Below are 13,696 nucleotides of genomic sequence, written 5' to 3'. Positions count from 1 at the left end.
GGGGCGACGCCCGGGGAGGGGCGAGCTAGAGCCAACCGTTCTGCCGAGCGCAGCGCACCGCTTCGATGCGGTTGCGGGTCCCCGTCTTGCCGATGGCCGCGGAGAGGTAATTCCGCACGGTGGACTCGGAGAGGAAGACGCGCTGGGCGATGTCCGCGACGGTCGCACCGTCGGCCGCGGCGTTGAGCACGTCCTGCTCGCGAGGGGTCAGCGGGCTGGGCCCCGCGCTGAGCGCGGCCGCCGCCAGCGCGGGGTCGATCACCCGCTCCCCGCGCAGCACCTTGCGGATCGCGTCGGCGAGCTGCTCGACCGGCCCGTCCTTCACGAGGAACCCGGCCGCACCCGCCTCCATCGCCCGCCGCAGGTAACCGGGGCGGCCGAACGTCGTGAGGATCAGCACCCGGCACGACGGCAGCTTCTCCCGCAACTCCGCGGCCGCGTCCAGCCCGCTGCGCCCGGGCAACTCGATGTCCAGCAGCGCGATGTCCGGCCGCGCGTCCAGCGCCTCGGCCACGATCCGGTCCCCCGCCTCCACCTGCGCGACGACCTCGATGTCGTCCTCCAGGTTCAGCAGCAGCGCCAGCGCCCCCCGCATCATCCCCTGGTCCTCGGCGAGAAGCACGCGTACGGGCTGCTCCCCCCGCTCCCCCCGCCCACCGCTCGCTTCACTCATCCGCCCAGCCTAGGGCGTGGCCGCCCGGAGGGGTTCAGCAGCAGGGGGACGGGAGGGTGGTCGGGAGGTCGTCGGTGGAGAACACGGCAGCGGTCGCGGTGTCGCCGCAGAGCGCGGCGACGGCGAGGAGGAGGGCCGCGGCGGTCCAGGTGGTGCGTTCGGCGGGCCAGACCGCGCGGTCGGCGAAGACGTAGCCGGTCCAGTAGAGGCCGTCGTCGGCGCGCAGGTGCTGGATGTCCGCGAGGACCCCGATCGCACGGTCGGACTGGCCGATCGCCCAGAGCGCGAGGGCGAGTTCGGCGGACTCGCCACCGGTGACCCACGGGTTGGGGTCGACGCAGCGGACACCGAGCCCGGGCACCACGAACCGGGACCAGCCGGCGTCGATACGGTCGAGGGCCGCGGGCCCGCGCAGGGTGCCGGTGAGGACCGGGTAGTACCAGTCCATGGAGTAGCGGGACTTGTCGAGGAACCGCTCGGGGTGCCGGCGCACCGCGTGGCCGAGCGTGCCCGCCGACAACTCCCAGTCCGGCTGCGGCTCTTCGCGGTGCTCGGCGATGGCCAGGGCGCAGCGCAGCGCCTGGTGGATCGAGGAACTCCCGGTGAGCAGCGCGTCCTTCACGGCGGTGCCGTCGGCGTCGCGCTTCCAGCCGATCTGGCCGCCGGGCCGCTGGAGCGCGAGGACGTACTCGACGGCCGCGTGCACGGTCGGCCAGATCCGGTCGATGAACGCGTCGTCGCCGGTGGCGAGGTAGTGGTGCCAGGCGCCGACGGCCACGTAGGCGCAGAAGTTGGACTCGCGGCCGAGGTCGGTGGGGTGGTCGGCGCTGCCGTCGTGGTAGGCGGCGTACCAGGAGCCGTCGGGGTTCTGGTGCCGGGCCAGCCAGTCGTAAGCGGCCTCCGCGCGGTCGTGTTCGCCGGCCGCGTCCAGGGCCATCGCCACCTCGGTGTGGTCCCACGGGTCGAGGTGATGGCCGCGGAACCACGGGATCGCCCCGTCCGCACGCTGCGCCGCGGCCATGGCGGCGACGGTCTGCTCGGCCTGCTCGGCGGTGAGGACTCCGGGCAGCACCAGGCGGTCGGTGCGGCGGCCCTGCCCCCCGAGGCTGGGCGAGGTCACTTGGCGCGGTCCGCGGCGAACCCGACCGTCTCGCCCGCGAGTTCGGCGGACCCACCGGACCCACCGGACCCACCGGACTCCCCGGACCCAGCGGACGCGTCTGACGCACCGGCCGCGCCCGACCGCGCCGGGCGCACCGCCTGCTCGGGCAGCCGCGGCTTCGTCGCGTAGGCCACGAAACTCTTGCCGACCACCGGGTTGAGCACCTGGTCCGCGAGCCGGGTGGCCAGCGGCTTCTTCATGATGTCCCACACCAGCAGCTTGTGGTACAGCTTCACCGGCAGCGCCTGGTCGTTGTCCACGCCGACCGCGCACTTGATCCACCAGTAGGGCGCGTGCAGCCCGTGCGCGTGATGGGTGCCGTACGGTTTCAGGCCCGCCTCCCGCATCCGGTCGAGGAGTTGGTCGCCCTTGTAGATGCGGATGTGGCCGCCCTCGACCTCGTGGTAGGCGTCGGACAGCGCCCAGCAGATCTTCTCCGGGCCGTAGCGCGGCACCGTGACGGCGATCCGGCCGCCGGGCCGCAGCACCCGGACCATCTCGGCGAGCACGCCCTTGTCGTCGGGGATGTGCTCCATCACCTCGGAGATGATCACAACGTCGAAGCTCTCGTCGGGGAACGGGAGTTGGAGCGCGTCGCCCTCCATCGCCAGCGCCGACGCGCCCGCCGGGGCCTCCCCGGCCTCCCGCATCGCCGCGAACCACTTGGCGACCTCGCGGATCTCCTCGCCGTTGCGGTCCAGCGCGACGACCTGCGCGCCGCGCCGGTAGCACTCGAAGGCGTGCCGCCCGGCCCCGCACCCGAGGTCGAGGACGCGGTCGCCCGCGGCGAGCGGGAAACGGGTGAAGTCGACGGTCAGCATCAGCGATTGCTCCCCACGGGGTTTCCCGGATGTGCGGTCTTGGGGTGGCCGTCCCCCGGTGTCTGGTCGGCTCCGGCGGGTGTGACGGCTTCAGGTTCTTCGGGGGCGTCGGGGTGTCCGGCGCCCGCGCCACCGCCGTGTCCGCCGGCACCCGCGGCCGCCAGGCCCGTACCGGCGCCGGCCGTACCCGGCGCGCGTACCCGTACCGGCCCGGGATGCGCCGCGATCGCCGCGCGGTACAGCTCGGCGGTGGCCTCGGCCGCCCGCGTCCAGGTGAACCGGGCGAGCACCCGCGCCCGCCCCGCCGCGCCGAGCCGCGCCCGCAACTCCGCGTCGCCCAGCAGCCGTTCGAGCGCGACGGCGAGCGCGCCCGGGTCGCCGGGCGGCACCGCGAGGCAGGTCTCGTTGTCCGGTCCGGCCACCTCCGGTATCGCGCCGCCGGTGGTGGCCACCAGCGGCGTGCCCGTGGCCATCGCTTCGGCGGCCGGCAGCGAGAAGCCCTCGTACAGCGACGGCACGCAGGCGACCTCGGCGCCGCGGATCAGGTCGACCAGCTCGGCGTCGCTGATCCCCTTGACGAACTCGACCGCGTCGGCGAGCCCGAAGTCGGCGATCGCGCGGGCCACCGGCCCCTGTTCGGGCCGTTTGCCGACCACCACGAGGTGCGCCTCGGGCCGCTGGGTGCGGACCTTCGCCAGCGCCTCGACGAGGAAGACCAGGCCCTTGAGCGGCACGTCCGCGCTGGAGGTGGTGACGATCCGCCCGGGCACCTCGGGCACCGACGGGTCGGGGGCGAACAGCCGGGCGTCCGCGCCGATCGGCACGGTGTGCACCCGGTCGGGCCGCACCCCGAGGTCGGCGACGATCTCCTGGCGCGAGGAGCCGGAGACGGTCAGCACGGACGGCAGCCGCCGGGCCACCCGCTTCTGCATGCGGGTGAAGCCGTACCAGCGGCGTACCGACAGCCGCTTGCGGCGGTCGGCCGCGGCCGCCAACTCCAGGCGGCGGTCGACGGTGATGGGGTGGTGGATGGTGGTGACCAGCGGCAGGCCGAGGCCGAGCAGGCCGTACCCGAGCGTCTGGTTGTCGTGCACCACGTCGAAGTCGGTCCGGCGGGCGGCGAGATGGCGCCGTGCCCGCAGGCTGAACGTCAGCGGCTCCGGGAAGCCGCCGGTCCACATCGTGCCGACCTCCAGCGCGTCGACCCAGTCGCGGTACTCCGCCAGGCGCGGGGTGCGGAACGGATCGGGCTGCCGGTACAGGTCCAGGCTGGGCAGCTCGGTGAGGGTGACGCCCTCGCCGAGCGCGTCCAGTACGGGATAGGGCTGCGCGCCGATCACCTCGACGCGGTGGCCGAGCGCGGCCAGTTCGCGGGACAGGTGCCGGACGTACACACCCTGGCCGCCGCAGAACGGATTGCCCTTGTAGCTCAGCAGCGCGATCCGCAGTGGCCCGGACTGAGAGGTCACTCCGGCTCCCTTCTCGCTGCGATTGGGCCGGAGCGTAACCGGTCGCGCTAATCTAGAACAAGTTTCAGACTGGATCGTACAGGGGGCGGGTTCGGCCCCTCGCACCCGGCTGCCATCATGCACACACCATGAGCCGGGGCGCGCGGCACGCGAACCGGCTCCCGCCCGGACCCGCGCCGGCAGGCCGACGGCACCCCCGCAGGCACCACCCCGAGGTACGGCACAGGTACGACACCGGCACGGCAGAGGACAGTACGGATGAGCGCACACCCCAGACCACCGGCCTCGGCTCTGACCGCGCGGCAGGAGGCCCGGCGCAACCGCATCCTCGCCGCCAGCACCGAGCTGGCCTGCGGCGGCGGCTTCGACGCGGTGCAGATGCGGGAGGTCGCCGAGCTGTCCGAGGTCGCCCTGGGCACCCTCTACCGCTACTTCCCGTCCAAGATCCACCTGTTGGTGGCGGTCATGGAGGACCAGCTCGGCCAGTTGCAGACGGCGCTGCGCACCCGCCCGCCGTCCGCGTCCGCTCCGGGCGACCGCGTCGCCGACACCCTGCTGCGGGCCTTCCGCGCGCTCCAGCGCGAGCCACTGATCGCCGACGCGATGTTCCGGGCGATGATCTTCGCCGACCGCTCGGTACGCGCCCAGGTCGACACGGTGTCCCGGCTGACCACCTCGATCATCGTGGAGGCGATGGGCCGACCGGGGACGCCGCAGCCGGGCGGGGACGGCACCGGGGAACCCGGCGCGGGCGGGGCGCACCCGGCGGCCGGGCTCCCGGCCGGGCTCCCGGCCGGACTTCCGGCCGAACTCCCGGCCGAGCTGCTCTCGGCCGTCCGGGTGATCGAGCACACCTGGCACGCGGCCCTGGTCGGCTGGATCTCGGGCCGTGCCTCGGTCGCCGAGGTGACGGAGGACATCCGCACGGCCTGCGGCCTCCTCGACATGGCGGCGACGCCGAACTGACGACACCGCGGCGCCCCGGATCGACCGCACGACGGCTTCCCGCACGGTCGGCAAGGCGGCGCCCCCGGGGCGGACGGCGGACGGCCGCCAACACCTCCGGGCCACCGCTCCGGGCCACCGCTCCACGCCCCCGCGCGCACCACTACCACGTTGCTACGTTCGGTATCAGCTCGACTACGGTGAATTACTCCGATGAGAGGGCGCGCGTCCGCGCACCGCGCGCTCCTGGCGCCTCCCACCACTCCATCTCTGCACCCGGCAGGAGGTGAAGTTCACCCGCACGGGGTGATCCGCCGGGTATGAATGGGTTCGCGTTCGTCCCGGGGGTCGCGGACATCACCCGCAGGGGGATCGAGGGCGGCGCACCGAAGCGACCACGCGAGGGGAATGCCCGGTGATACGTGTACTGGTGGCCCATGACACCTGCCTGCTGCGCTCCGCACTGGCGGCTCTGCTGGGCCGGGAGGCGGACTTCGAGGTGACGGACACGGCCTGGCCGCGCCTGGCCGAGTCCGCGCGGGACTTACGGCCGGACGTCTGCGTGGTCGACGCGGACTGTACGGGGTGGCGGCGGCACATCGGCGGAGCGGGCGGGCCGCTCAGCGGCGCGCTCGGCAGACCGGGCCGCGCCACCGCGGGCGCGAGCGCCGTCCACGGCAGGGGCGGTGCGCGAGGCGCGGGCTTCGGCACGGGCGCCGGAACGGGGGCGGGCCTCGGGTCCAGGTCCGGCGGCGGCTCGGGGGCGGGCGGCGTCGGCGGGTCGGGGGCGCGGGGAGGAGGCCGACCGGTGAACGGCGGTAGTTCGGGGGGCGGTTCGGGGAACATCGGCGCCGGGGGCACCAGTAGCGGGGGTAGCGGCCTGTCCGGCCCGGTCCACCCCACCACGCACGGCACGGCCACCGTCGGCCCCGGCAGCGGGCTCACCCGCGCCCGGTGCGCGCTGGTCGTGCTCACCGGGGCGGGCAAGCCGGGCGACCTGCGCCGGGCCCATGAGGCACACGCCCTGGGCTTCGTGAACAAGGACCGGTCGGCCGACCGGCTGCCCACCGCCGTCCGCCAGGCCGCCCAGGGGAAACGGTTCGTCGACGAGTCGCTCGCGGTGGAGTTCCTGCACGCGGCCGAGATGCCTTTGACCCGGCGGGAGTTGAGCGTGCTGTCACTGAGCGCCGAGGGCGCCCCGGTCACCGAGATCGCGCACCGGCTGCACCTGTCCGACGGCACCGTGCGCAACTACCTCGCCGCGATCACCCGGAAGACGGGGGCCCGCAACCGGGTGGACGCGATCCGCATCTCGCAGGTCGCCGGCTGGGTGTGAGGAGGCCGCGGCGGCCGCGCCCCGGGGATCGGCCGCCGCGGCGGCGTCGGACTCGACGTCAACGCCACGCTCGGGCTCGGCTTCGGTGTCGGCTTCGGCTTCGGCTTCGGCTTCGGCTTCGGACCAGCCGCCCACCAGGTCCCGGTAGAGCGCCGAGCGGGCCGGCAGGTCCTCGTGCGTACCGCACACCGCGTGCGTGCCGTCCAGCACGAGCACCCGGCCGGCCCGCCGGGCCGAACTGATCCGGTGCGCAATGACCACCAGGGTCCCGCCCGGCCGGCGGGCGAACGCCTCCTCGGCGACGGCCTCGGCGGCCGGGTCGAGATGGCAGGTCGCCTCGTCCAGCACCACAAGTCCCGCCGGGGACAGATACGTTCGGGCCAGCGCGATCAACTGCCGCTCGCCCGAGGACAGCCGGGCCGGGTCGAGCTCGGCGTCCAGCCCGCCCAGCGCGGCCACCAGCGGCCCGGCCCCCACCACGTCCGCGGCGGCGAGCAGTTCACCGTCCCCGGGCTCCCCCGGGGCATCCGGCTCCGCGGGGTCCCCCGACTCGCCCGGCCCGGGCCGCAGGTACGCCAGGTTCTCCCGCACCGTCCCGGTCAGGACGTACGCCTCCTGCGGCACGAGCGCGGGGCGGCCCGCGGTCCGCACGTCGCCGCGGTCGGGGCGCAGCAGGCCCGCCGCGAGGGCGGCCAGGGTGGACTTGCCGATGCCGCTCGGGCCGACCACGGCGAGGTGTTCGCCCGCCGCGACCGCCAACTCCAGTTCGTGCAGGACCGGTTCCGCGCCGGGCCCGTAGCCGAAGGTCACCTCGCGCAGGTGCAGCACGCAGCCGGGTGCGTCGGGGCGCTCCACCACCGGGTCCGTGGCGGGAAGCGGGTCCGCGTCGCCGCCGATCCGCCGCAGGACGACGCCGAGCCGGGTGCCTGCCGCGCCCAGCGTGTGCACGAGGTTCTGGAGGGCCGGTTGCAGGGACTGGGTGAGGTAGGTGAGCGCGCCCAGCAGGTCGCCCGGGGTGAGCCGGTGGGTGCGGATCAGCCAGGGAGCGGCCACCAGCAGGAGCAGCACGGGGAGTTGACCGCCGACGGCGAGTGCGGCGGCGCGCAGCACTCCCCAGCGGGCGAGCGCCCGGGCGGTGTCCAGCGCGGTCTCCGTGCGGGCGTCGGCGCGGGCGGACATCAGCGGTTCCGCGCCGCACGCGGTGATGTCGCGCAGGCCGCCGGCGAGGGCGCCGCACTCCTCGGCGAGCGCCTCGTCGGCGGCGAGGTAGGCGTGCTGGCGGCGAGCCAGCGGGCGCAGGCCCGCCGCGAACAGCGCGACCCCGACGGCCAGCGGCGGCAGCACGATCAGCAGCAGCACGGGGGCGAGCGCGCACATCCCGGCGAGCGCGCCGGCCGCGGTGAAGGCGAACGAGCGCAGCACCAGGACCAGGCCGCCGAACGTGTCCCTGGCGATCTCCACCTGGTGGGTCAGCCGGGAGACGACGGCGCCGTCTCCGGTGCCGCGCCCGCGCACCGCGGCCCGCAGCCCGCCGCGCACCACCCGCGTGACGAGGGTGTCCCGCAGCGGCTCGACCAGTCCGGCCAGCCCGCGGAAGACCCGCGCGGTGCCGTACGCGCCGATCGGCACCGCGACGGCCGCCAGCGCGAGCCACCACAGCCCGGCCGCGTCACGCCCACGCAGGAACCCGTCATCGAGCGCCTTCGCGACGGCGTAACCCACCACGAACGTCTGCACCGACTCCACCACCGACCAACCGGCCAGCACCCCCAGCCCCCACGCCCGCCGCCGCAGATACCCACGCATCCGCACCACCCCGTCCCCGCTCACAACTCCCCCTCCCCGCCAACCGCCACAGCGGCCACCGGCCCACCCGGGTCGTTGGACGGCACCGCGAACAGGGCGCGGTAGGCCGGGTCCTGCCAGAGGGTGCGGTGGGGGGCGAGGGCGCGCAGCCGGCCGGAGTCGAGCCAGGCGACGAGGTCGGCGCGGGCGGCGGTGGCGGCGCGGTGGGTGGTGAGCAGGCGGGTGCGGCCGAGCGGGTCGTGCAGCAGCGAGTGGGCGACGTGGAGTTCGGTGACGGTGTCGAGGCTCGACGTGGCGTCGTCGAGCACGAGGAGCCGGCCGCCGTGCGCGAACGCCCGTGCCAGGCCCAGGCGTTGGACCTCGCCGCCGGACAGGGGGGCCGCGGCGCGCGGGGTGGCGTAACCGTCGGGCAGCCGCCGCAGGAAGCCGTCGGCGCCGGCCGCGCGGGCAGCGCCGGTGACCGTCTCGGTCGTCAACTCCCTTGGCCCGAAGGCGATCGCGTCGGCGAGGGTGTCGCCGAGCAGGACCGGCCGCTCGAAGGCGTAGCCGACGGCGTCGCGCAGTTCGAGCCGGCTGAGGGTGGACAGCGGGCGGCCGTCGAGCAGGACGATGCCCTCGTCGGGGTCGGTGAGCCGTCCGGCGAGTGCGGCCAGCACGGACTTGCCCGCGCCGGACGGCCCGACGACGGCGACGCAACTGCCGCCGGGCACGGTGAGGTCGAGCCGGTCCAGGACGGTCTCCCCGCCGCGGGTGACGGTGACGCCCCGCACTTCGAGCGTGCCGGAGCCGTCCTGCGGCAGCCGGGCCGTGCCGTGGGCGGGCGCGGGCACCGCGAGCACGCCGGCGATCCGGCGGGCGGCGGCCCGGCCGCGTACGAGGGCGCCCAACTGCCCGACCACCGCGCCGATTCCGGTGGCGAGCAGCGCGTAGCGGGATGCGGCGAGCAGCCCTCCGACGGTCAACGCGCCCTGGGCCAGCCGCAGTCCGCCGACCGCGAGGACGAGGATCTGTAGCAGCGGTACGAGGACGGCCGCCTGCGCGGTGGCCCGGCCCTGGACCCGCCACATCCGGTGTCCCTGGGCGCTGAGTTCGGGCAGCGGCCGCAGCACCCGGGCGGCCTCGCGCTCCTCGGTGCGGGCGGCGGCGATGGTGCGGGCGCCGCCGATCGCCTCGACCAGGCGGGCGGCGATCCGGCCCTGGGCGTCCTGGTAGCGGGCGACGCTGTCGGAGGAGGCGCGGGCGAAGCGGTGGACGAGCAGCGCCATGGGCGGGGCGCCGAGCAGGAAGGCCGCGGCCAGCCACGGGTCGGTCAGGAAGAGGGCGACGATGCCGCCGAGCGGGGTGCCGATGGCGGCGGGCAGCGTCGCGACGGCGGCCGGCACGCCGCCTGCGTCGGCCGCGTTGCTGACCAGCCGGGTCACCAGGTCGCCGCCTCCGGTCACCCGGGCGGCCAGCACGTGGCGTACCGCCCGGCGCCGTACCGCCGCGGTGACCCGGGCACCGGAGACGGCCGCGAGCACGTCGCTCGCGGCGCCGACCAGCACCTGACCGGCGACGACCGCGGCGCACCCCCAGACCCAGCGCCCGCCACCCCGCCCGCGCAGCACCTGGTCCACGGCGTGCCCGAGCGCGGTGGGCAGCAGCAGGCCGAGCCCGACGGACAGCCCGGCGAGCACCGCGACCGCGCAGACGGCGGCCCGGCTGCCGCGGGTCGCGGGCCGCACCACGCGGGGCGGCGGCGTCGCGTCAGGGTCAGCCATGCGTTCCTCCTCCGGCGGGGGGCGGCGTGCGGGTGGGCGGGGGCCGAGGCGGGGGCGAAGACGGATGCCAAGGCGAAGGCGGGGACGGGCGCGGGGGCGGGCATGCCGGGGCCCCGCCCCCGGGTGCGGGGGGCGGGGCTTGGTCACCGGTCGAACCGCCGTGACGTCACAGGCAGATGAGGAAGCTCACCGTGCTGACGCAGCTCAGCAGGCTCAGCGAGCTGGCGTTCTCGCCGCCGTGTCCGTGCTCGGCGGGCTCCATGTCCTGAAGGTCGAGAAGGGCCATGTCAGGTGTTTCCTTTCCATTGGTGTCGCCGAGGAATTCGGCAGGGTGAGGCACGGCCCGGGTCGCTGCCCGGACCGGTTCGTGGGGCCCGCGTTCAGGACGCGGGCGGTGGGGGGAGGAACGGCAGCCGGGGCGTGGGGTGCTGGCCCGCGTTGGCGGCGCCGAGGGCGAGCAGGCAGCCCGCGGTGCCGGTGCCGAGGTCCATGGACAGCCGCATCATCTGGTTGCCGGGGAAGGCGAGTTCGCCGCGGTAGGCCATGCCGTACCAGCCGAGCGCGTCGATCTGCGCGGCGAGCGCGCCGTCGGGGACGCCCGGTGCGGTGGTGCGGGCCAGGTGCAGGATCATCCCGGCCCGGCCGACGAAGAGCCCGGGCTGCGCGTACAGCCGTGCGGTGGCCGCCCGGACGATGCCGGTCCTGGCCTGCTCGAAGCGCGCGGTGGCCGCCTCGTCGAGGTCATCGGAGCCGGCCAGGCCGAGCAGGTCGTCGAGGACCAGTCCGATGCCGGCGCTGCCGCCGCCGAGGTAGGGCATGGTGCGCCAGCCCTCGTCGACTTCGAGGCTTCCGCTCGCGGTGACCACGCAGGAGTCGAGGTCGAGGGCGAGCGCGCGGGCCGCGTGGCCGAGCAGCGCGGGCAGGCCGGTGCGCTCGTACAGCCGCAGGAAGAGCAGGGCGGGGCCGGTGGCGCCGCGCATCAGGCCGGCCCGGCGCGGGGGGCCGCCCCGCTGCGAGCCCTGCTGGGCCTGCGAGCCCTGCTGGGCCTGGTGCGGCAACAACCCGGACCCCTGCGCCTGTCGCGCCTGTTCGAGCTGCTCGGCTTCGGCGGCGATCCGTCCGGCGACGAGCCCGGCGGCCTCCAACGCCCGCTCGCCCAGGTCGGTTTCGCCGGTGGCATGGGCGAGGTGGTCGAGCACCAGGCCGATTCCGGCCAGGCCGCCGCTGAGGTCGGACGACAGGCGCTGCCAGTTCTCGCCGAGCAGGGAGCGGACCAGGGCGAGGGCGCGTTCGGTGTGGCCGAGCCGTTCGAGGACGTACGCGACGCCGGCGACGCCGTCGTACAGGCCCAGCGGGGTGCCGTTCGGCAGGTGCGCGGTGCGGGCCAGCAGCCACTGCTCGCCCTCGTCGTAGCGGGGCAGGCCGACCTGGTCGAAGGCGTGCAGCACGCCGGCGGCGCCGTGGGCGATGCCGAGGCCGCCGCCGTCGGAGAACTGCGCGATGTCGCCCGGGAAGAGGCGGTCCTCGCGGTCGGGGGTGGCGGAGCCGAGGATCGCCGCGGCCATGGAGTCGCGTGCGGTGATCCAGTCGCGCGGCTCGGCGGGCAGGTAGCGGCGCGGCGGTCCCGGGCGGGTGCCCGCGGGCAGGCCGCTTCCGCCGAGGTCGCCGGAGGCGCGCCGGGAGCCGGGGGCGCCGGACGGTTCCGCGCGGCCGGTGCCGGCGCCGCGCTCGGGCTCCCCCACCTGCACGTGCAGGTCGGGCGAGGGTGAACTCGCGCGGAGGTCGGTGCCGTTGACCGGCCGGGCGCCCACCGCTCCCCCGAGGCCGGCCGCTCCGCCGGGTCCCGCGCCGTCCACGGCGGCGCTCCGGGTGCCCGCCGCGTCGTCGGCGGTCCTCGTGATCTCGGCCACCGCCTCCTCCAGGTACCAGTCCGGCACCGGGAACTCGCGGCCGATCACCTCCGCCAGGTGCGCGGCCTTGCCGCGGTCGATGGCGAAGAGCGTGGTGACCGGGAGGAAGAGGGCCAACCGCAGGCAGGCGAGGGCGTAGTGGTCGACGGCGGTGCCGCGGCGGTCGGGTGGCGCGACGAAGCCGGGATGGGCCACGGCCTGGCGGCCGTTGTCGGTGGCGCGCGCGGCGGCCTCGAAGTCCAGCAGGGACACCGTCTCGTCGTCGGGCGCGACCATGATGTTGAACATGTGAAGGTCGTTGAAGACGACCCCGCGCGAGTGCACCGCGGCCACCGCCTCCTCGACGCCGGCGTGGATGCGCAGCGCCCAGCGGGTGAAGTCGGCGACGTCGGCCGGGTCGGGGTCGGGGCGCAGCAGCGGATGGCGGTGCGCGAAGTAGGAGTTGAGCGGCTTGCCCTCGACGAAGTCCATCACCAGGAAGCGGTGGTCGCCGACGGTGAACCAGTCGCGCATCTCGGGGGCGACGCCGAGTCCGGACAGCCGCCGCAGCGCGTCGCGTTCGCGGCGCAGCCGGGTGACGGCGTCGGCACCGTCGGAGGCCAGCCCGGCGTGCGGGCGGCCCTCCTTGAGCACGACCTTCTCGCCGGTGCGGGTGTCGGTGCCGGCGTAGACACCGCCGCCGTTGGAGAAGTGCAGGGCCTTCTCGATGCGGTACGGCAGGTCGCCGACGGTGGTGGCGTTGCGCGCGGCCAGCTCCGGGGCGAGGAAGTCCGGCAGGGTGATCCAGTCGGGCACGTGGAAGGCCGGCGACCGGTCGTCGGGCACCAGCCGCCCCTCGCCGTCCTCGACCGCCGGCACCAGCGTGCCGCGCCCGCCGACGCAGTACCGCTTGGCGAAGGCGCCGTAGCGGACGTAGAGCGGGCCCTGCCGCCAGCGCAGATCGGTAAGGATGTACGGTCCCGGTTCGCCGTCGAGCAGCGCGCCGAGCTCGTCGAGCACCACCCGCAGCGCTTCCTCGTCGGCCGGGTAGATCGTGACGAACTTCCCGGAGGTGTCGCGGCCGGCGTACTTGGAGTTGCGCAGGTGCAGCAGCTGCGGCCCGGGCACGAACTTGAACGGGATGTTCCGCGGCACGCAGTAGTCCCAGACCTTCGCGGCCACCTTGTCGGCGCACTCCAGGGTGGCCGAGGCGTGCACCTTCCAGCCCTGCGCGGGGTAGGCCCGCTCGCCGGCCGGCGGATCGAGGTGCAGCCAGTCGCCGTTGCGGAGGGTGTGCCAGCCGTCGGGGACGGGGCGCCGCGCGGTGTCGAAGAGCGGTACGCCGGCGGTGCCCGGGCCGGCGCCGTTCGCGGAACCGGACCCGTTCCCGGACTCGTTCCCGTTCGCGGCCCCGTTCCCGTTTCCGTTTCCGGTCGTCGCGGACAGCCGGTCCAGGCTCTCGTAGAAGTGCGGGTCGGTGAGGCAGAAGACCTCGTAGCGGTTGTCCATCGATCCCCCCTTTTCGCGGTGACGGGACCGAGATTGGCACGGGAGCGGAATCGGGAGAAGTCACCGTTGTCACCTCATCGCCATGCGGAACGCATATGTCGGACAGCCGGATCACATGACATACGGCCGCCACCGTGCGTTCCCTCACGGACGCCCTCGGTGTTCGCCCAGCGTGAACGCGCCTTCTCGTCCGACCCTTCCGCCGCATTGATCAGCCCCGCCACAGGGGCGTCAGGACCGCTCCCGTTACCGGCACACCCGCCCAACGCAGCACTTCAGCAAGGGAGTTGACTGTGCGGGAGCAACACCACCGAGGCATTATGGGG

At 75.1% G+C, this 13,696-nt stretch carries 9 protein-coding genes and 1 pseudogene; 2 read left to right on the top strand and 8 right to left on the bottom strand.

Annotation, left to right across the window (positions count from 1 at the left end; genetic code table 11):
- Window positions 1–25: 25 nt before the first annotated feature.
- The 4 genes from OG896_RS28290 to OG896_RS28275 are packed head-to-tail and all read right to left on the bottom strand — an operon-like array spanning window position 26 to window position 4,125.
- A complete protein-coding gene (locus tag OG896_RS28290; RefSeq protein ID WP_329369847.1) occupies window positions 26–673 on the bottom strand; it encodes a response regulator transcription factor in 648 nt (215 codons plus the stop codon).
- A gap of 34 nt (window positions 674–707) precedes the next feature.
- The gene (locus OG896_RS28285; protein WP_443057165.1) at window positions 708–1,793 is read right to left on the bottom strand and encodes a prenyltransferase; all 1,086 of its coding nucleotides are present in this window, start codon (window positions 1,791–1,793) and stop codon (window positions 708–710) included.
- Complete coding sequence (locus tag OG896_RS28280; RefSeq protein ID WP_329369846.1) at window positions 1,790–2,656, bottom strand: class I SAM-dependent methyltransferase; 867 nt, start codon at window positions 2,654–2,656, stop codon at window positions 1,790–1,792. The genes OG896_RS28285 and OG896_RS28280 overlap by 4 nt, the downstream gene beginning before the upstream one ends.
- Window positions 2,656–4,125: a glycosyltransferase family 4 protein gene (locus OG896_RS28275; RefSeq protein ID WP_329369845.1), complete on the bottom strand. Its 1,470-nt coding sequence runs from the start codon at window positions 4,123–4,125 to the stop codon at window positions 2,656–2,658. Before OG896_RS28275 ends, OG896_RS28280 begins: the two co-directional genes overlap by 1 nt.
- A 258-nt stretch (window positions 4,126–4,383) precedes the next feature.
- Between OG896_RS28275 and OG896_RS28270 the strand changes: the two genes are divergently transcribed.
- Window positions 4,384–5,091, top strand: coding sequence for a TetR family transcriptional regulator (locus tag OG896_RS28270; RefSeq protein ID WP_329369844.1), 708 nt, complete (start codon window positions 4,384–4,386; stop codon window positions 5,089–5,091).
- Between the two features lie 394 nt (window positions 5,092–5,485).
- Window positions 5,486–6,406: a helix-turn-helix transcriptional regulator gene (locus OG896_RS28265; protein WP_329369842.1), complete on the top strand. Its 921-nt coding sequence runs from the start codon at window positions 5,486–5,488 to the stop codon at window positions 6,404–6,406.
- A gap of 390 nt (window positions 6,407–6,796) precedes the next feature.
- On the opposite strand, the pseudogene OG896_RS28260 reads toward OG896_RS28265, so the two are convergent.
- The 4 genes and pseudogenes from OG896_RS28260 to lanKC all read right to left on the bottom strand — a co-directional run.
- A pseudogene (locus OG896_RS28260) lies at window positions 6,797–8,212 on the bottom strand (ATP-binding cassette domain-containing protein); the annotation flags it as partial.
- Between the two features lie 20 nt (window positions 8,213–8,232).
- Window positions 8,233–9,972, bottom strand: a complete 1,740-nt coding sequence (locus tag OG896_RS28255; RefSeq protein WP_329369840.1) for an ABC transporter ATP-binding protein — start codon at window positions 9,970–9,972, stop codon at window positions 8,233–8,235.
- 166 nt (window positions 9,973–10,138) lie between these two features.
- Complete coding sequence (locus OG896_RS28250; protein ID WP_328463576.1) at window positions 10,139–10,258, bottom strand: SapB/AmfS family lanthipeptide; 120 nt, start codon at window positions 10,256–10,258, stop codon at window positions 10,139–10,141.
- 94 nt (window positions 10,259–10,352) lie between these two features.
- The gene (gene lanKC / locus OG896_RS28245) at window positions 10,353–13,370 is read right to left on the bottom strand and encodes a class III lanthionine synthetase LanKC (protein WP_329369837.1); all 3,018 of its coding nucleotides are present in this window, start codon (window positions 13,368–13,370) and stop codon (window positions 10,353–10,355) included.
- Between the last annotated feature and the right edge of the window lie 326 nt (window positions 13,371–13,696).

Source organism: Streptomyces sp. NBC_00669 (assembly GCF_036226785.1).
Classification (GTDB): Bacteria; Actinomycetota; Actinomycetes; order Streptomycetales; family Streptomycetaceae; genus Actinacidiphila.
Note: the sequence above shows the minus strand (reverse complement) of the source record. Positions and strands in the feature narration are given on the sequence as shown.